At 54.9% G+C, this 17,875-nt stretch carries 18 protein-coding genes; 12 read left to right on the top strand and 6 right to left on the bottom strand.

Translation table 11 applies throughout. The annotated features are described in order from the left end of the window. Positions 1-111: 111 nt before the first annotated feature. The 8 genes from E1J53_RS05150 (at position 112) to E1J53_RS05115 (ending at position 6,806) form a co-directional block, all read left to right on the top strand. Positions 112-1,563, top strand: a complete 1,452-nt coding sequence (locus E1J53_RS05150) for a rhodanese-like domain-containing protein (protein ID WP_134271881.1) — start codon at positions 112-114, stop codon at positions 1,561-1,563. A gap of 69 nt (positions 1,564-1,632) precedes the next feature. Next, entirely contained in the window at positions 1,633-2,205 is a 573-nt protein-coding gene (locus E1J53_RS05145) for a YeeE/YedE family protein (RefSeq protein WP_134271880.1), read from the top strand. Between the two features lie 8 nt (positions 2,206-2,213). After that, positions 2,214-2,627 (top strand): DUF6691 family protein, encoded by a 414-nt coding sequence (locus tag E1J53_RS05140; RefSeq protein WP_134271879.1) that lies wholly within the window; start codon positions 2,214-2,216, stop codon positions 2,625-2,627. 129 nt (positions 2,628-2,756) lie between these two features. Then, positions 2,757-4,034 (top strand): porin, encoded by a 1,278-nt coding sequence (locus E1J53_RS05135; RefSeq protein WP_134271878.1) that lies wholly within the window; start codon positions 2,757-2,759, stop codon positions 4,032-4,034. A 21-nt stretch (positions 4,035-4,055) separates the two neighbouring features. After that, positions 4,056-4,586, top strand: a complete 531-nt coding sequence (locus tag E1J53_RS05130) for a hypothetical protein (RefSeq protein WP_134271877.1) — start codon at positions 4,056-4,058, stop codon at positions 4,584-4,586. 108 nt (positions 4,587-4,694) lie between these two features. Then, positions 4,695-5,198 carry a hypothetical protein gene (locus tag E1J53_RS05125; RefSeq protein ID WP_134271876.1) on the top strand — a complete coding sequence of 168 codons (504 nt, stop codon included), beginning with the start codon at positions 4,695-4,697 and terminating at the stop codon, positions 5,196-5,198. Between the two features lie 39 nt (positions 5,199-5,237). After that, entirely contained in the window at positions 5,238-5,768 is a 531-nt protein-coding gene (locus E1J53_RS05120) for a glycine zipper family protein (RefSeq protein ID WP_134271875.1), read from the top strand. A gap of 78 nt (positions 5,769-5,846) precedes the next feature. After that, entirely contained in the window at positions 5,847-6,806 is a 960-nt protein-coding gene (locus E1J53_RS05115; protein ID WP_134271874.1) for a DUF3365 domain-containing protein, read from the top strand. Positions 6,807-7,189: 383 nt separating this feature from the next. Here E1J53_RS05115 and E1J53_RS05110 read toward each other — a convergent pair whose 3' ends face one another. Beyond that, a complete protein-coding gene (locus tag E1J53_RS05110) occupies positions 7,190-9,193 on the bottom strand; it encodes an SUMF1/EgtB/PvdO family nonheme iron enzyme (protein ID WP_134271873.1) in 2,004 nt (667 codons plus the stop codon). Positions 9,194-9,437: 244 nt separating this feature from the next. On the opposite strand from E1J53_RS05110, the gene E1J53_RS05105 reads away from it, so the two are divergent. From E1J53_RS05105 to E1J53_RS05090, 4 genes are all read left to right on the top strand, one after another. Beyond that, a complete protein-coding gene (locus E1J53_RS05105; protein WP_134271872.1) occupies positions 9,438-9,929 on the top strand; it encodes an MlaD family protein in 492 nt (163 codons plus the stop codon). Between the two features lie 140 nt (positions 9,930-10,069). Next, positions 10,070-10,300: a hypothetical protein gene (locus E1J53_RS05100; RefSeq protein ID WP_134271871.1), complete on the top strand. Its 231-nt coding sequence runs from the start codon at positions 10,070-10,072 to the stop codon at positions 10,298-10,300. Next, positions 10,301-10,663: a hypothetical protein gene (locus E1J53_RS05095; RefSeq protein ID WP_134271870.1), complete on the top strand. Its 363-nt coding sequence runs from the start codon at positions 10,301-10,303 to the stop codon at positions 10,661-10,663. A gap of 304 nt (positions 10,664-10,967) precedes the next feature. Then, positions 10,968-12,377 (top strand): rhodanese-like domain-containing protein, encoded by a 1,410-nt coding sequence (locus E1J53_RS05090; RefSeq protein WP_134271869.1) that lies wholly within the window; start codon positions 10,968-10,970, stop codon positions 12,375-12,377. A gap of 198 nt (positions 12,378-12,575) precedes the next feature. Here E1J53_RS05090 and E1J53_RS05085 read toward each other — a convergent pair whose 3' ends face one another. From E1J53_RS05085 to E1J53_RS05065, 5 genes are all read right to left on the bottom strand, one after another. Beyond that, the gene (locus E1J53_RS05085; protein ID WP_134271868.1) at positions 12,576-13,241 is read right to left on the bottom strand and encodes a hypothetical protein; all 666 of its coding nucleotides are present in this window, start codon (positions 13,239-13,241) and stop codon (positions 12,576-12,578) included. Between the two features lie 539 nt (positions 13,242-13,780). Continuing rightward, positions 13,781-14,269, bottom strand: a complete 489-nt coding sequence (locus E1J53_RS05080; RefSeq protein ID WP_134271867.1) for a hypothetical protein — start codon at positions 14,267-14,269, stop codon at positions 13,781-13,783. Beyond that, positions 14,269-15,588, bottom strand: coding sequence for a sulfite oxidase (locus tag E1J53_RS05075; RefSeq protein WP_134271866.1), 1,320 nt, complete (start codon positions 15,586-15,588; stop codon positions 14,269-14,271). Before E1J53_RS05075 ends, E1J53_RS05080 begins: the two co-directional genes overlap by 1 nt. A gap of 192 nt (positions 15,589-15,780) precedes the next feature. Next, entirely contained in the window at positions 15,781-16,812 is a 1,032-nt protein-coding gene (locus E1J53_RS05070) for a sterol desaturase family protein (RefSeq protein ID WP_134271865.1), read from the bottom strand. Positions 16,813-16,841: 29 nt separating this feature from the next. Next, the gene (locus tag E1J53_RS05065) at positions 16,842-17,831 is read right to left on the bottom strand and encodes a sulfurtransferase (protein ID WP_173021366.1); all 990 of its coding nucleotides are present in this window, start codon (positions 17,829-17,831) and stop codon (positions 16,842-16,844) included. Between the last annotated feature and the right edge of the window lie 44 nt (positions 17,832-17,875).

The raw sequence follows: 17,875 nt of genomic DNA, 5'->3' as shown, positions 1-17,875 counted from the left end.
TCCCCATTCATCAAATAATTACCGATCCGATCGCCTAATGTGACGGGCATCACCGATTCCCGGATTCCGTCACCCATAATTTTGCAGTATTCAATCAAATAATGACTAACCATGAAAGTTGAACAAATTTATACCGGCTGCCTGGCCCAGGGAGCTTACTACATTGAAAGTGCGGGAGAAGCCGTTATCATTGACCCCCTCCGGGAGACCAAGCCCTACCTGGATAAACTGGAAAAAACGGGGGCCAAACTCAAGTATATTTTTGAGACGCACTTCCACGCCGACTTTGTCTCCGGTCACCTCGACCTGGCCAAAGCAACGGGAGCAACCATCGTGTATGGCCCCATGGCCGAAACCAATTATGATATTCACTCCGCGAAGGATGGAGAAATTCTTAAAGTAGGCAACATCAGTTTCAAAGTACTGCATACTCCGGGTCACACCATGGAGTCCAGCACTTTCTTACTGCAGGACGAAAACGGCAAGGATTACGCCATTTTCACCGGTGACACCCTGTTCCTGGGTGACGTTGGTCGCCCCGACCTGGCCATCAAGCAGGGTTCGGTGACCAAAGAAGATCTGGCCGGATACCTCTTCGACAGCCTGCGGGAAAAGATCATGCCCCTGGCCGACGAGGTTATCGTTTATCCCGCCCACGGGGCGGGATCTGCCTGCGGTAAAAACCTGAGCAAGGAAACCTTCGGCCTGCTCGGAGAACAAAAGCAAACCAACTACGCGCTCCGCGAGAACATGACGCGGGAGGAATTTATCGCGGAGGTTACGGCGGGCCTGCTACCTCCCCCTCAGTACTTCGCCGAAAACGCCATGATGAATAAGGCCGGCTACGACAGCTTCACTGAGGTGCTGCAACGGGGAGACCGTGCCCTGAGTCCCGAAGAATTCGAGACCATCGCCGAAGCGGAGGAAGCCCTCATTCTGGACACCCGCGACCGCGAGGCCTTCACCGAGGCCCACATCCCGAACAGTATTTTCATCGGGATTGACGGTAGCTTCGCTCCCTGGGTGGGCGCGCTGATCGTTGATATTCGCCAGCCCATTCTGATCGTAGCTCCCGAGGGACGTGCCGAAGAGGTCGTCACCCGGCTCAGCCGCGTGGGCTACGACCACAGCCTCGGGTACCTGAAGGGAGGCATCGAAGCCTGGCGGGCCGCGGGCAAGGAAATCGACACCATCGCCAACATCGATCCCGCAGCCTTCGTGGAGAAGGCCCAGCAGGAATTGGACGGAGAAATCCTCGATACCCGCAAGCCCACGGAGTTCCTCTCCGAGCACCTTACGGATGCCACCAACTTCCCTCTGGACTACATCAACAGCAACATGAATAAACTGGACCGGGACAAAACCTACTACCTGCACTGTGGTAGTGGATACCGGTCCGTGATCGCCGCCTCCATCCTCCGGGCCCGCGGTTTTGAGCACCTGGTCAACATTCGGGAAGGCTGGAAGGGCCTAAAAGAGACCGAATTGTCAAAAACCGACTATTTGTGCCCCAGCAAGATGTCCCAGGAGGTCATCGATGAGGCCCTTGCCGCTGTTGTTTAATCATATTCAACAACACAACAACATAGGGGTGGAGGCCTCGGCCTCCACCCTTCCCTCAAAAAAGAAACTATGCTAGAATTAATTTCAGAACCCTGGCACTGGTCCGTAAGCGGATTCGCCATTGCCACGGTGATGTTTGTCCTGCTCTACGCCGGCAAGGAATTTGGTGTCTCGGGCAACCTGCGTACGATGTGCAGTATTGCCGGCGCCGGAAAGAACGTGGAGTTTTTCCGCTTCGATTGGAAAGCCCAACGTTGGAATCTGCTGTTCATCGGCGGTGCCGTGATTGGCGGCTGGTTGGCCACCTCGGTCCTTCCCGCCAGTGCTCCGGCGGAAGTATCCACCGAAACGGTATCCTACCTGAATTCCATCGGCATTGATGGCCCAACGGCGGAAAGCGACTTTGTTCCCGCCGAACTGTTTAGCACCGAGAAAATCTTCTCACTCGGAGGCATCCTTTACGCCCTGATCGGCGGCCTACTGGTTGGCTTCGGTACCCGCTGGGCGGGTGGATGTACGAGTGGACACGCCATCAGCGGCCTGTCCAACCTCCAGCTTCCCTCCCTGATTGCCGTCATCGGATTTTTCATCGGCGGACTGCTGATGAGTTGGTTCATCCTTCCCTTCATCCTTCAACTATAATCTGAGCCATGCGTACGCTTTTCTATCTCTTTATCGGTACGGTATTTGGCTTCATCATGACCAAATCCGAAGCCGTATCCTGGTTCCGCATTCAGGAAATGTTTCGCTTCGAGAGCTTCCACATGTACGGCATCATCGGCACGGCTGTCGTGACGGGTGCCCTGGGGGTTTTTCTCGCCAAGCAACTCAAGATCAAAGCCATCACCGGGGATGAACTCAAGCTCAACCCTAAGAATATGAGTATCCCCCGCTACCTGTTCGGGGGCACCATTTTCGGCCTGGGTTGGGCCATGACGGGTGCCTGTCCGGGGCCGATGTTCACCCTCCTCGGTCACGGGGTATGGATGATCGGCATCGTCATTCTCGGCGCGGTACTCGGCACCTATCTCTACGGCGTCTTCCGACCAAAACTGCCGCACTAATCAACTTGGCACCTGCGCGTTTGCGCCCAATAAGTATTGCGACGTTCCCGAGTTCCACTCAGCTCGTCGGGATCGTCGATTCTAATAGAATGCGACGTAGCGCAGGTGCCAGGTTTAACCTGAATAACCATGTTTCGTGTAGTACTTCTCCTTTTTCCCATCATCTTGATGGGCAGTCCTTCCTATGCCCAAACCGATTCTTCTGCCTTTACCAAAGTGCTCGAGGACTTCAACATCCGGGCAAGCGTGGGCTTCCAACTGTGGGGAACCTATACCCACGGGATGCGCGTGCTGGACGAGGACAGTGGGGAGCTGCTGCCGGTAGACAATCGCTTCACTCCTCAACTCCGCCGCAGTCGGTTGAGTATTTCCGGTCAACCCTACCAAACCTTGAGCTTTAAGCTCACCGCGGCCCTGGACCTCGTCGGTCACGACCTCCTGGCCGCAACGGAGGGTGGCACGAACAATGGATCCTCCCCCGGCTTTCGCCTCTGGAACGCCATCGTTCGGTGGCAAATCCGGCCAGAAGACGATCGCCTCAACCTCCTGGCCGGCTACATGGCGGCACCGATCGGCCGGGAGAGCACCACGGCGGCCCTGCGCAGCAATTCCTTTGAGAAGGCCTGGTCGCAAAATTACCTGCGCCGCCACCTGGTGGGAACCGGTCCCGGTCGGGCTACGGGGGTGATGCTCGCCGGACAGTTCACCGGAAAACAGCACCCGCTGCACCTGACGTATGAAGCCGCCGTATTGAACCCGGTATTCCAATCGCTGTCCGGAAACTCTACCGGAGCGGCCTATAGCCCCCTACTGGTCGGCCGCATGGCGGTCCACTTCGGGGATCCGGAAAGCGCCGGATATGCCTCTGGCCACCGCGTCAACTACTTTGGGAAACGACACGGCCTGACCCTCGGGGTGGCAGCCGCCCGACAGGGAAAATCTGACCTCTTTCGGGAGAACACCGCCTACGGCATCGAATGGCTCTACAACACCCATGGGTTCCACCTCGACGGAGAATACTTTCAGCTCCACCGAACGGGGTTGACGGGCACCTCCACCCACAGTGCTACCGGCTACGTTCGCGCAGGAAAAAACCTACCGGTCTTCCGGGGCTACGTGCTGGAACCGGTGGTGAGTTACTGGTACTTCCGGGGACCGGAAGAAGCAGAAGACGTGGCGGCCGCCAATGCACTCCGGTCCTTTGCCGGCGGGGACGGCGGCCTGGATATCGGGGCCAACCTTTACTTCAACCCCAACACCAAGCTTTCCCTCTTTTATGCCCACCGGCACGGGAGCATGGGTGCCGTAGGCCCGCAGGACATCAACAACAATTTCTATTTCCAATCGGGCGTCGGTACCATTGCACGGGGCAGTTATGTGGGCGCGGGTTGGGTGATCATTCTCTAATCAGACGCAAAAAGAACTACCGTGAAGTACCCCTACCTTTTTCTATTAGTCCTGCTCGGCAGTTCACTGGCCCACGGCCAGCACCATTCGGTTGATCACCACGATGACGACCACCGGGGATTTCGGGTAGCCGCCCTGATCGGGCATACGCTCGTTCCCACCGAAAGCGCTGACGCCCACGTTTTCGTGCCCTCCTGGGGACTGGACGTGGAATACTGGTTTTCTTCCCGCCTGGGGGTCGGGCTACACAACGATATTGAAATCGAAAGTTTCATTTTTCTCGACGAAGAAGGGGAAGAAATTGAGCGGATCAATCCACTGGTGATCACCCTGGACGCCCTGTATCGCACCCGCAGTGGCGTAGTTTTGCTTGCCGGTCCGGGCATTGAACTGGAGCGGGAAAATAATTTTGCGCTCTTTCGCCTCGGCGTAGAGTACGAAATCCCCATCGGCGGACACTTTGACCTGGCGCCCAGCATCTTTTACGATCAGCGGCTCGGGGATGGTTACCATACGTGGAATTTTGCTTTGGGAGTAGGGAAGACTTTTTAGCCAGCCTCCTTCAGCCGACAGGCTGCGAAATTTCCTCTTACGGGATGACCTTCATCACCGGGAGCGCCCCTGATCACGCTTACTTTTTGGCAACCAAAAGGGTAAGCAATGAAATTACTTCCGGGTAAATTTCTGGGCCTTTTGCTGGTCATCGGTTGCGTGATCCCCGGCAAAGCCCAGGAGACCAAAGCACCTCCGGGCGTGAAGTATCACGTCCGGGTCAAGCAATTTGAGGGGCACTTAATGCGAAAGGCTTTCCTACTCCAGGCAGAGAAAGACCGACTTGTTCTTCTGGATGATCAGGAATCCTTCCGGACCTACGTTCCCGTTCTGAATATTGATTACCTGGAGTTCAGAAAAGCACGTGGCAATGGTTTTGCCCTGCTGGGAGGAGCCGCCGGCGGGCTGGCCATAAGTTTAGCCGTGTTGGCCGCAACGCCAGTAAATCAAGCTAGCCCCCTGATTCTTGCCCTGCCGCTCATTACTACGCCACTTGGCGCGGCAATGGGTACGGCCATCAGCAAACCCAAAACCGTGATCCACCTCCACGGCAATCCGGCCGTATACGAGCAGGTACGCGGAGAATTGGTCCGGTATACCCTCGAGTTTTAGGTCAGTCCCTCCATTACTATTCAAATTAATTAGGTCATCATGCACATCAACGCCAAACAGCAGTGGGTCACTTTATCCCTGATGCTACTTTTCGCCCTGCCCTATTTCTCGATGGCCCAGACCATCACCGAGGTCAGGGAGAAACCCTTCAACCTCTGGGTGGATTCAAAGGATGATTCTCCACGTATCCAGGGCTACTTGCTCCAGCTGGAAGACAGCATCATCGTCATAGGAACGGGACTGGACCTGGAGCCAAATGATTTGCGGGTACGCAATATTGAGTACCTCAAATTCCGACGTAAGGGAAGAACCGGTAGGGGAATATTGATTGGAGCGGTTTCGGGGGCCACGGTGGGAGCCATTCTCGGGTACTCTTCTTCTTCAGGATGCACGGGTTGGTTTTGTGATCCCGACTTCCTGGCCGCAGGGGGTGCCATCACCGGAGTGCTTCCCGGAGCCATTCTGGGGGGTATTATCGGGGGGACAAAAAATCAATACTTCATCAACGGGAACCCAATCATTTATGAGCAGCAAAGAGGTGATTTGCTCAAGTATACCCTAAAGTTCTAAAGATGATGGGTCCGTGATCCTGGTCACCGATGGCGCGCCGGTAGGCGGGTAACTTTACCGGACAATGACCACCCAGCCATGTTGAAGCAACTATTCTCCTTCCTTCTCCTGTTCCTCGTCTTCTTCTCCTGCTCCGAAACCGATCCCGCCGGAGAAGCCCAGCTTCCCTCCGATCCGGCCATCCTGGCGGCCATGGACCGGGGCCAGGAACTACTGCGGATCAACTGTGAGAGTTGCCACCACCCCAGCGACTCGCTGGGCGGCCGGTTGGCGCCACCGATGGTGGCGGTCAAGGACCACTACCTGAGTGACACCTCCACCCTGGAGGGCTTTACGTGGGCGTTTACGCGGTCGGTCCAAAAACCCAACCCCTACTACGCCAAGATGCCCGGCGCCATTCGCCGCTTTGGCTTGATGCCCGCCCTTCCCCTGCCTGACGATCAACTAGCGGACATTGCCACCTACGTGTTCTATGCGCAGATGGATAGTCCGGAGTGGCTGCGGGAACACCAGCGGCAGGAACGGGAAAGCATGGGGCAGGAAACCGGCCAATTCTCCCCTGCCGCCCGTGGGCGGCAGTATGCGCTCGCCACTAAAGCACAACTCGGCAAAAACCTCCTGGGCGCAATCCAGCGGGGCGGTGCCGCCTACGCCGTGGATTTCTGTAACACCCGGGCCATTCCCCTGACGGACAGCATGGCCAGCGTTCAGGGAGTAGACATCCGCCGAATTAGTGACCGTCCCCGCAACCCCGATAATGCGGCCACCGAGGAAGAACAAGTCATCCTGGAGAATATCCGGACGGAATTAGCGGCCGGTAATCAGGAGGCACATTACCTGGACGAAACCACTACGCATTACCTCGGCTACTACCCCATCGTCACCAACGACATGTGCCTGCAGTGCCACGGAAAAAAAGAAGAACAGGTTTTATCCAGTACCCTGGCCGTACTCCAGGAGCGCTACCCCGATGATCGGGCCACCGGTTATGCGGCCAACGAACTCCGGGGAGTTTGGGTGGTGAGGATGCCAAAATAAAGCTGTACCTACGGAAAAAAGAACCGCAATGACCCTTGACCAATTTCACTCAACTGAAAAAGGAGTTTCCGCTAAACCCGTATTCAGGTCCGATCAGGCTACTGTCACTTCCCTGCAAATTCTTCAGGGAGAATTGCTGCGGGAACACGTATCAAAAGTCAGGGCCTGGCTATTGTGCGTTTCCGGGGAAGTTATCTACGGGTCTGAACTAGGCGAAAACCTTCAACTTCGGGCGGGTGAATTTCAGGAAATACCGCCAATGATTAAGCACTGGGTGGAGGGCATGCAGGACAGTCAACTGATCCTGGTACGATAACTTTTGCGCACATTTTTCAAGTCCCCCCGTCAAGATTTTATCCAGATACCACCAGCCAGGCAAATATTCACTCCCCCCTGCCGCCAACCCTTTGGCGACCTCCATTTGGAGCTCTGGGATCACTCCGTCTCAGGGTTGAAGACCAGTTCCTGGCTAATCGAAAACCGATCATTCCGTTAGGTACGGCGGGTTGCCAGCCCTGTCGGGTGGTGGTTCGTCCGTAGTTAACGGCATGGCTGTAGCTCCCTCCTCGTAAGGACCGTTTAGTTCCAGAACTTGGTCCCCGAGGATCGTCACTCGGGGCTTCGTGATAATATTTACCGTCGAAATAGTCCCAGCACCATTCCGATACATTACCGCTCATATGGGCGAGCCCCAGATCGTTAGCGAGGAGCGCGCCGGAGGGGGCGATGTAGCGATGACCGTCCGCTCCTCCCGTCAAATTGGCAAAAAAGTGAAGGGAGTCCTGGGAGGAAGTGCCAGCCCAGCGGAGGTCCTCTCCGCGGTCCCGGGAAGCATACTCCCATTCTGCTTCCGTCGGTAGTCGGTATCCATTTGCCGCCCAGTTCGGCTTAACGGCAATTCCGGCCCTAGTTTTAATGATGGAATAAACGGGCGTAAACCCTTCTTTTTCGCTTCTCCAGTTACAGAAATACACCGCGGCATACCAACTAACCCCACTGACTGGATACTGCTCCTTTCCGGAGTCCACCACGTACTTAGTTCCGGACTTCTTAATCGCAGCTCTGGCATTGTCAATGAGATACCAGGGGCCTCCACCGGTTGACAAATTCCCCTTTTCGTTGAGGAATTGCGCGAACTCCGCATTACTGACCTCCGTCCGGTTGAGGTAAAAGGTTTTCACTTTTACCGTGCGCACTGGCCGCTCGAACTCACTTCCGTTTCCGGAAAAATCTCCCATCCTAAAGCTTCCGCCCGCCACGTAGATTTGGCTTTTCTTAGGGTTAGTCCGCGCGCAGTCCAGCTCCTCCTCTTTGGCCTCGGCGACCTCACCGTAGGAACTTTTGGGGTAGGCCTGGCGGAAAGCCAGGTAGGAAAGGCAACTATTCCGTTGCTTCGCGATGGCCCAGGCATCTTCCTCTTTTTTAGCCAGGGCGCAGGCCTCCATTTTCTTCTTCGCCAGGATACTGTAATTGCCCTCCGGAAACTCATCTAAATACTTTTGAAATGCCTCGCAGCTGTTGACTGATTGAGCTTCCTCCCAGGCCAGCATCTCCGGGCTTTTCTGAATTGGCGGGGCACTTCCGTCCCGAAAAAAGAGGAATCGTGCCGCTGGTTCGTGGGAACCGAAGGAACCCAGGCCGGGGGTTGGGGCGGCCTTACGCAGGTGATTGGCGTGCAATTGCTCCACGGTAAAGTATCCGTTAGCGGGATTGGACAACCGGAGCCCCTCGATTATCCGATTAGCCAGTTGAGACTTGTCGGGGGTTTCGTTATCCTCGGCATCCGACGTCAGGTACCTTCGGGTGCGATAATTATCGAAATCCACCATAATTTGGTCCTTATCCTGGCTACCGCGACGGCCAAAGCGTCGGCTACTCTTGGAAGGCCAATTCTCGTCAAAACTGTTAGAAAAGCAGGCATCAATGGTGACCAGAATTCTGCGGCAAGGAATATGGTCAATTTCACTCCTTAACCAATCGTACTCGATGGCCGTAGCCGCCAGGTCTTCCTCATCCCCGTTTTTGGGCACGAAATATCCGTTACCGGATGACTCGTTAGAAATACCGTGCCCCGTCAGGTAAATTAGCAGTTGACCATCCTGTTCGTATTCTCCGGAAGCATACTTTCCGTCGTACTCCAGAATTTTATCCCGGATTTGCTTTCGGGTAGGATTATGGACGATCTCCACCGTAAATCCATAATGCTCCTCCAGCTCCCCAGCAATGGTTTCTACGTCCGAGATGGGGAAGTTCAAATCGGACAAATTATCGTATTCATTGACCGCAAAAAAAAGCGCTCGATCACGATCGGGCCGCGGGGAGATAGTCTCTGGGCCTGGGGAAGAAAATACCCCAAAAATAGCGGTAAACAATAACGGATAATACATAGGTGGGATGATTGATAACCAATACAAGATAACGGTTTCGGAGTAGATACAACATTTAGCTATCCGGCAACGGCCTGAGTGATACTGGTCATGCGACTACTTCATTTCCCCGGATACCTTTGTCGTTACAACCACCGTCCCCTATTCTATGCGGCCAACGAACTGCGGGGATTTTGGGTGGTAAGTATGCCAAAGTGATTCACGGAGCTTCCCTATCTTGGTGCCGTAAGTACTTCCCGAACCATTGCGCCGGAAACCCGCCCTCCTTTTTTCGCTCCCGTTGCTTTTTCTCCTGACCTCCTGTGATGCGGGCGAAAAGACGGTATATCTACAATCGGAGACCGCGCACCAACTGAAGGAAGGCATGAGTGTTTACGCTTCGGGCATTGAGATCGGGTATCTAGACAAGATAAACCTGCAGCCCGACCTGACGGTGGTTTCCGAACTGAAGATTATCCTGGACGTCAACATTAGCAGGGATGCGCAGATGGCCTCCCAGACCATTAGTCTACTCGGAGAAACTGCGCTCGAATTATCGAACGGAAATGCGGCCGACTACCTGCGGGAAGGAGACACCCTGCTCCTGGTCCATCCACGGCGTATGTTCGCGGATTCCACCATCCGCAACTTGTTTCAGTATATCCGGGAGGGTTTGAGGCCCGAAAGCCCCGAACCTTTGCTTCGGAAATTAGACTCGGTAGAGCAAAAGCTCGATTCCCTGCTGCAGCGACAGTAGCTGAATATTCCGCTTTGCACCTGCGCTCCGACGCCAAACAAAGTGCCCAAACGATGATCGGAAAGAAAACTCCGGGTGGATGTATTTTGTATCAATGTTGAATCGTACCAGCCATTTCTCTGCCCCCGCACCGTGCCACCATGACCAACGAAGCACCCGAAGACCCAAAACCGAACGCCGCCGAAGCGATGGCGGATAAAGCCAAGGCCGCTTACCAGTGGTGGGATCACCTGGCCACCTTTCACCCCGAAGACCCCTGGTGGCTCGGTGGCCTGAAATTACTGATCCGGGGCGTAGGCATCCTAATTTTGATTATCCTTTCTCCCCTCCTAATCTTGGGCCTGATCGTTGCCTTCCTGGCGGTGCTGTAGATGAATCAAAAACACCTCATCGCTGCGGCCATTCCGTTCCTGCTCTTTGGCGGCCACCTGATCCTCGAGCGTTTACTGCGCCTTCACTGGACACTCCTTGACCACTATCTCGACCCGCTCTGCTTTCTGCCCATCCTCCTCACCCTCTGGCTGATTGACCTACGCTGGCTCTTTGGCCGACCACGACTAACGGCCGCCTTCACGCTGGTAGCCGGAACATTCTTTATCGTACTGGGAGAAATCATTTTCCCCATCCTGGATCCTGCGTTCGTACACGATCCCTGGGACTATCCGTTCTACCTCATCGGCCTGGCCTATTTCTGGTTTTTCATCAATCCAAAAGCAGCGCCGGGGAGCTCCTGAGGGGCCGATTCCGGTAGCATCACTTATAGGATTAAGCCCAACACTGCTAGACAAATGCGTTTTCTCCCTCTCCTGACCTCTCCCTTTCGCTACGCTGGAGAGGAACCGAAACGGCCATTTGTCTAGCAGTATTGGTTAAGTCCCATGATTAAACTGCGGCATTTGTCATTGCCGGAGATGATTTCAATCACTTCCTTGTGTGATCGCATACACATTCACGGGCGGGTCAGCAGGCTAATTTTGCTAAGGTAATCGGGAGGGATTCTCCCCTTCCACCACCCTAAATATTTTAAAAACCTTTAGCATGAAAGTCGAACAAATTTATACCGGATGTCTGGCGGAGGCCGCCTACTACATTGAAAGCAAGGGCGAGGCCGTGATCATTGACCCCCTGCGGGAGACGGCGCCCTATCTGGAGCGTGCCGCCGAAGACGGTGCCACCATCAAGTACATCCTGGAGACTCACTTTCACGCCGATTTTGTCTCCGGTCACCTTGACCTGGCCAAGCAGTCTGGCGGAACCATCGTGTATGGCCCAACCGCCGAGCCCAACTTTGATGCCTACGTTGCCAAAGACGGTGAGGAGCTGAAGGTGGGCGACGTGACCATCGTGGTGCTCCACACTCCTGGCCACACCATGGAATCCAGCACTTTCCTCCTACGGGACGAAAACGGCAAGGATTACGCCATTTTCACCGGAGACACTCTCTTCCTGGGCGACGTTGGCCGCCCCGACCTGGCCATCAAGCAGGGCGAAATCACGGAAGAGGATCTGGCCGGCTTCCTGTTTGAAAGCCTCCGCAACAAGATCATGCCCCTGGCCGATGACGTTATCGTTTACCCTGGTCACGGAGCGGGATCTGCCTGCGGGAAGAAGATGAGCAAGGAAACCGAAGGCACCCTGGGCGACCAGAAGAAGTTCAACTACGCCCTGCGGGCCGACATGACCAAGGCAGAATTCGTCAAAGAGGTGCTTACGGGTCTGGTGGCGCCGCCCCAGTACTTCCCGAAAAATGCCATGATGAACAAGATGGGCTACACCAGCTTTGAGGACGTCCGCAAGCAGGGCACCCAGGCCCTGAGCGTGCGCGCCTTCAAGGCCGCCTGGGCCGAAGAAGAGGCTCTGGTGATTGATACCCGGACCAAGGAGGACTTTGGTGCGGGATTCATCCCCGGCTCCATCTTCATCGGACTGGACGGTACCTTCGCCCCCTGGGTCGGCCTCCTCATCCCGGACCTCAAGCAGCCCATTCTCTTTGTCGCTAACGAAGGCGATGAGGAAGAAGTGGTTACGCGTCTGGCCCGGGTGGGTTACGACAACCCCATCGGTTTCCTTAAGGGCGGCTTCGACGCCTGGAAAGCGGCCGGAGAGGACGTTGACATCATCCAGGAAGTTTCCGCGGAGAAGTTCGCGACGATGCCCCTGGGCGACGCCGAAGTGGTCGACGTCCGCAAGGCCAGTGAGTTTGCCGCCGAGCACCTCGTAGGGGCGGTCAACTTTCCGCTTGACTTCATCAACGCCAGCATGAAGGACCTCAACCCCGCGCAGCAGTATTACCTGCACTGTGCCGGTGGTTACCGCTCCCTGATTGCCGCCTCCATCCTGCGGGCCCGGGGCTTCCAGCACCTGGTTAACATCCAGGGCGGCTTCGACGCCCTGAAGCAAACGGACCTGGAACGGACCGACTACGTGGAGCAAACCACCGAACTTTAAACTGTTAAGCTACGATTTTATATAGCTCGTAATTGGGAATTACTGCGGGGCTACGGAAAGACGATTGCATAGTGCGTCTTGACGTAGCCCCGCTTTTTGCATCTAGTGCACTTCCCTTTCAATGAAGTTTTCTAAAGCTTTGTCCCAATAATTACCTACAAGGATAATCTATTATGCCTAAACCCAAGAAATCCCAAATTATTCCTGCCTACAACTATTTTTAAAAAAGCGGGCATGTAGAACATTATATTTAACCTCTCTTTTTACTAGGGCATACTCCTTAGAAATCCACTCGAGAGTAGCAGGAGTAAAGTTTTGGTGAAGAGCTTCAATTACGCTATTAATTACTCGAAAATTTAGTTTCCTATCCTCTACCATCCGCAAGAAAACCGGGGTTGGTCCCAATATTCCTCTATCTGTTCCTCCATATAGGCAGTTAACCATTCCTTCATTAAGGTTATAAAGATTTTCCTCATTCGAAAATTCGACAGCTTTAAAAGTATCTACCTTAATTGAATAACTAATACTGAGACTGTCTGACAAACTTTGTATCAACTCTGATACAAGCAACCTTGGTGAAGACAAAGGAAACGATATAAACAAGCAACTTTCACCAACAATACTATCGACACTAATGGTTAGATAATGAAAACCTTCCCTACCTATTTTATCAAGCTTAAAAAACCTATTAGGTAGATTTTCTAACCTCCCCTCCCCCATTTGCGTGCCTGCTTGTATATAGGACTGTCCTACACCGACGACATCTACACAATCAAAAGATTTTACGGTATAATTCTGGCAATAAAGTAGGAAGGATGGAACAATGATCAGCAAACCAATTAAAAAGTATTTCAACCTATCCATGACCATAATTTAATTTAGTAATCATACATTACTCGCATTCAAAGGTATTACTCTCAAGTTCGCTTCATGTTTGGCCATATTTAAATATCGCACCTCTCGAAAATATTCCAATTATTTTATTGAAATAGTGGGCACACCGGGCACCGCTATGGTCGCGTGGCCCTGGCCGTTCTGCGAACGGGCGGCAGACCACGCTCCGCAGCTAGGAACGGCCTTCCAGGCCGGAGCGGGCGAGGTCGTCGGCCGAAACGCGAGGAACGAAGGGGGTAGTCCGCCGACCGTAGTTTGTTATCCAACTTTTTCTATTCCGGTAGCCCCGATTGATTACGCAGGTGAGCCACGCGATTCCGATGGAATCGCGCTCCGATGATGGGGTGCCTAGTCTCCGGCAAGACATGTCTTGCCGCTACGGAGGCCCACTTCTTTGGGGCATAAGGCTGGGCGTAGACCGGCTTGCGGAGCAAGCCTATTCCAGTTCCTCCTTGTTAAGCTAAATCCTAAAGCCTAATTCCTTGAGCCTAAATCCTAATTCTTCCTCCCTACTCCAGGTCCAGCACGTACCACTCAATGGCTTCCACGTCCAGGTTTGCCCGGCGGCCCACCTCTTCGGGGGCGTAATGCTGGGCGAGGTAGCTCAGGATGGCGTCTTCATTTTTGCCGAGGTCCCAGAGGCCCTGGGTTTCCTGCATCCAGCGGATCATTTGCTCCCAGCCCTCGCGGGTAGCCCGGTTCTGGGTGACGAGCTTGGCCGAATGGCAGGCCGTGCAGGTGCCCCGCACGATGTCGAAGCCCTCGGCGTAGATCAGCCCGCTCTGTACGTGAATGCCGTTTTCGATGCGATCGACATCTTCCGCGGCCGCCGTGGCGGCGGAGGCGCGGTAGGCATCCATGTCCATCGGTTTCGGCTGGTCAAACATCGCAACGACCTGATCGCCGATGAGCAGGTAGCCAAAGCAGAAGATCAGGACGAGGACGGAGAGGTTCAGCGTGACCAGAATCGGTCTTAAGTTATCGAATGGCTCCCTCATCAGGCGGTGACTTTAATGGCGATCCGGTGGCAGGCATTGTTCAGGTATCCGCGGGGATTCCAACCGGGTAGGAGCATCGGCTGGGCGATGCCGTTGGCGTCGGTGGCCCGAGCCCACACCTCGTAGTAGCCTATTTCGGGGAACCGAATGTCGGCCGAAAACTGCTGCCAGGCATAGCGGTTGGCGGCCGGCTCCAGGGTGCAGGATTGCCAGGTCGCCCCGAAGTCAATGGAGTAGTCCACCCGGGTAATTTTTTCGGTCGAAGTCCAGGCTTTCCCCCGGATCGGCAGCGCCTGGCGCTGCCGGAGTGTTGCCCCCGTTTTCGGGAAGGTAATGAGCGATTTTACCGGCATCCCCTCGATGATGCACATCTCCTCGTCGGGCACCTTGGTGCCGGGAGCCACGGGTTTACAGGGCACCCGATAGGACTGCCCCGTCATCTTCGGACCGTCGTGTACCTGGTTCCGGATGACGATTTTGGAGAGCCACTTTCCGGAAGCCGAGGCCGGATAGCCGCCAAAGACCAGGCGCAGGGGGTAGCCATTGAGCATCGGAATCGGCTTACCGTTCATCTCCCAGGCGATCAGGCTTTCGGCCTCCATCGCCTTGTCAATCGGTACGCCACGGGAAATCACCACCTTGTCGGCCTGCCCCGAAATGTGGGTATCCTTTCCGTAGTAGCCCACGTAAACGGCATCGGACTTTACGCCCACGTCCTCCAGCACGTCCCGCAGACGAATACCGGTCCAGGCCGCGCATCCCACCGCGCCGGTGGACCACTGATTGCCCTTGGCCGGAGGATTAAACTCCTTGCGACCATTGCCCCCGCATTCCAGGGTGAGCTGCAGGGTCACGGGAGTAAATTTTTGCTTTAACTCCGCCAGGGTATACGTCTTCGTCTGGGCGGCGGACTCCCCCTCAATGGTCAGGGTCCAGGTGGATAAATCGACGTTCTCGGGGGGAATGCCATTGTTCCGCACGAAAAAGCGGTCGTTCGGCGTCAGCTTATCGTCCAGCAGTTCCGGCGGGGTTTCGGCGTTGATGGGCCGGTCATTGAGCACGATCAGGCCGGGGTGTTTGCCAGGCAGGGCGAACGGCTGGTCCGAACCGGCCAGCGCGGCCGGGATCATGCCCGCGGGAAAATGCTCTGCGTGGACCATTTTGGCCCCGAGGACCAGACTCATGGCCGTCAGAGCACCCTTTTTCAGAAATCCCCGCCGCGTGTTCGGCAGCGGTTCCCGATCCCATAATTGCTTATCGGCGGCCAGGGGGTCTTCCGCGTACAATTCATGGATTCCCTTTTTATCTTTCTTGTGCATAAGGCAAAACTTAATCGTGCCAGTAGATTGATGAGTGAGGTAGCGTATGGGGCGACGGCGCGCAGGTGCCGGGGAAATGCAGGATTTAGGATTGAGGTTTAAGGACTGAGGATTCAGTTAAGTAGCCGTAATCCTAAATCCTAAAACCTTGATCCTACATCCTATTATTGCACCTGCGCTCCGTCGCCATAATTATTGTTTCAACGGGCCAAAGCCGTGGGCAGACTGGCTGCCGAAATTCTCCGGAAATTCCTCTACTCCCGGGAAGCCCAGACGAATGTCGCCCTCGTTGTGGGGAATGTAGGCCGTGCCAAAAATATAATCCCACAGGGCCAGCGTGAGGCCAAAATTAACCCCGTATCTCCGTTCTTTGGGCAATTCGTAGGAATGGTGCCACAGGTGCATCTCCGGACTGTTGAAGACATACTTCATGATGCCCCCCAGCAAGAGTGCCCCCAATCCGGCGGAACCCGCCACTACGGTCACTTTGGTCAGGAAGGAAGGATCCGTCAGCAGATTGATGTCCAGTAAGCTATTAGCGATCAACAGGCCAATCAGTCCGCCCAGAATACCGCCGGTCAGCCGACCGCTCACGCTGATGTTGGAATGGTTATAGTGCCCCCAGGCCAGCGTGAAAATATGAATGATGAAGAAGTCGTACAGACCAATGCCGAGCAGGGCCAGAGGAATGTACTCCAGGGTCCGGTACACGATGTTCTCCATCCAGTGGTACCGCAAGTGGGCCGCAAACCCCATTTCCTGCACCGAGTGGTGCACTTTGTGGAACTCCCACAGGCGATCGGAACGGTGCAGTAAGCGGTGAATCCACCACTGGACAAAATCCCGCACCACGAAGCCGATCAACAAGACGGCCCACATCGGGAAGGTGTTCAGCGGATTGTTGGCCTGGAGGTTGAATCCTCCCGTGGCCCACATAATAATGTCGTTGAACAGGTTCACCACCACGTTGGAAGCAGCCGCGTAGATGATCAACGAGAAGAGAAAGAAGTTAAAGAACATGTAGAAGGCATCGAGCCAGAAATCCCGCCGAAATACCGGCTGATTTCTCCGCCAGGGAATGACGACCTCCAGCAGCAGAAAGAACAGCGAAACCCCGATCAACCAGTAGAAGTAGTTGTTCCAGGCCGGACTGGTAATTTCCTGCCAGAAGTAGTCCGCGTACCCCCGATATCCTTCAACAAATAAGTTCCAATACTTTTCCATGTCATCAATTTAAGTATAAGGAGATAGATTTACTGTTCACTCAACGCACGGTAAGCGAGCGCCACGGCCGTGGAGTCGCTGTGGCGTTCAATCGGGAAATGAAACCCGTGTTTACCGTAATAGCTCCATTCAATCCAGGAACCGTCATAATTTCTGACCCGCGGGTACCCCAGCAATTCCGCCAGCACGAAAGTAGTATTCGCGGACCGGACGCCAGACTGGCAGTATACGATGATGTCCTTGTCCGGACGAACCCCGACCCCCTCGTACAATTGCCGCAAATCCTCCGGGGATTTGAAGCGGTGATCACCCGCCAGATCCACGGCGTCTGACCAATTCAGGTGAATGGCGCCGGGAATACTGCCCGCGTCGGAGGCTCCGGCCTTGAAGTGGTGGATTTTCTCACCACTCCGGAAGGGAAGTCCCCCAAATTCATAGTTTTCCCGCACGTCCAGCAGTAAGTGGTTGGTGTCCGCCAGGGCCAACAGGATGTCGCCAAAGTGCGCGCTGCTTAATCGGGGACTTTCCGGGAACCTGTAGTTAGAGGACTCCGTCATGGCTACAGTGCTGGTGTCCAAAGAGAAGCCTAGCTGCTTCCATCGGTACTCTTCACCGTCCAGCAGGAACACCTTCGGGTGGCCGTACTGCCGGAGTATCCACCGCAAGCGGGAGGCATCCGCACACCCCTTCTGGTCGTACAACACCAGGCGGTCTTCGGGTAACACCCCCAGCTTTCCCAGGAGTTTTTCCATGGCTTCCCGGGAAGCCATCATCCCCTCGTAGGGGTATTCGCCCTGGCTTTCATAATCCGGGCGCCAAAGATTGACTGCTCCGGGGAGATGTCCGGCCAGGTAGTCCCTAGCCTTACTGACCTCAATAATGCGCAAATGAGGCTCACCGGTCCGCAGTAGGGAATCCAGTACCTCAGCGGAAACCAAGGCTTTGGCCGGCTCCCATGACTTGGTCTCCGGAGTATCCCTGACCTCACAGCCAAGTAACACCAGCAGAAGGGCTCCCAACAGGAAGCCCCGCCACTGATATCCTCGCTGATGGTTTACTAATA

It is taken from the genome of Lewinella sp. W8, assembly GCF_004375085.3.
GTDB lineage: Bacteria > Bacteroidota > Bacteroidia > Chitinophagales > Saprospiraceae > Neolewinella.
Note: the sequence above shows the minus strand (reverse complement) of the source record. Positions and strands in the feature narration are given on the sequence as shown.

Excerpts from the sequence above, each read along its gene's own strand:
- E1J53_RS05070 (WP_134271865.1), bottom strand. The coding sequence starts at position 16,812 with ATGGAAAAGTATTGGAACTTATTTGTTGAAGGATATCGGGGGTACGCG.
- E1J53_RS05125 (WP_134271876.1), top strand. The coding sequence starts at position 4,695 with ATGAAATTACTTCCGGGTAAATTTCTGGGCCTTTTGCTGGTCATCGGT.
- E1J53_RS05090 (WP_134271869.1), top strand. The coding sequence starts at position 10,968 with ATGAAAGTCGAACAAATTTATACCGGATGTCTGGCGGAGGCCGCCTAC.
- E1J53_RS05110 (WP_134271873.1), bottom strand. The coding sequence starts at position 9,193 with ATGTATTATCCGTTATTGTTTACCGCTATTTTTGGGGTATTTTCTTCC.
- E1J53_RS05085 (WP_134271868.1), bottom strand. The coding sequence starts at position 13,241 with ATGGATAGGTTGAAATACTTTTTAATTGGTTTGCTGATCATTGTTCCA.
- E1J53_RS05140 (WP_134271879.1), top strand. The coding sequence starts at position 2,214 with ATGCGTACGCTTTTCTATCTCTTTATCGGTACGGTATTTGGCTTCATC.
- E1J53_RS05145 (WP_134271880.1), top strand. The coding sequence starts at position 1,633 with ATGCTAGAATTAATTTCAGAACCCTGGCACTGGTCCGTAAGCGGATTC.
- E1J53_RS05075 (WP_134271866.1), bottom strand. The coding sequence starts at position 15,588 with ATGCACAAGAAAGATAAAAAGGGAATCCATGAATTGTACGCGGAAGAC.
- E1J53_RS05115 (WP_134271874.1), top strand. The coding sequence starts at position 5,847 with ATGTTGAAGCAACTATTCTCCTTCCTTCTCCTGTTCCTCGTCTTCTTC.
- E1J53_RS05095 (WP_134271870.1), top strand. The coding sequence starts at position 10,301 with ATGAATCAAAAACACCTCATCGCTGCGGCCATTCCGTTCCTGCTCTTT.
- E1J53_RS05135 (WP_134271878.1), top strand. The coding sequence starts at position 2,757 with ATGTTTCGTGTAGTACTTCTCCTTTTTCCCATCATCTTGATGGGCAGT.
- E1J53_RS05100 (WP_134271871.1), top strand. The coding sequence starts at position 10,070 with ATGACCAACGAAGCACCCGAAGACCCAAAACCGAACGCCGCCGAAGCG.
- E1J53_RS05150 (WP_134271881.1), top strand. The coding sequence starts at position 112 with ATGAAAGTTGAACAAATTTATACCGGCTGCCTGGCCCAGGGAGCTTAC.
- E1J53_RS05080 (WP_134271867.1), bottom strand. The coding sequence starts at position 14,269 with ATGAGGGAGCCATTCGATAACTTAAGACCGATTCTGGTCACGCTGAAC.
- E1J53_RS05120 (WP_134271875.1), top strand. The coding sequence starts at position 5,238 with ATGCACATCAACGCCAAACAGCAGTGGGTCACTTTATCCCTGATGCTA.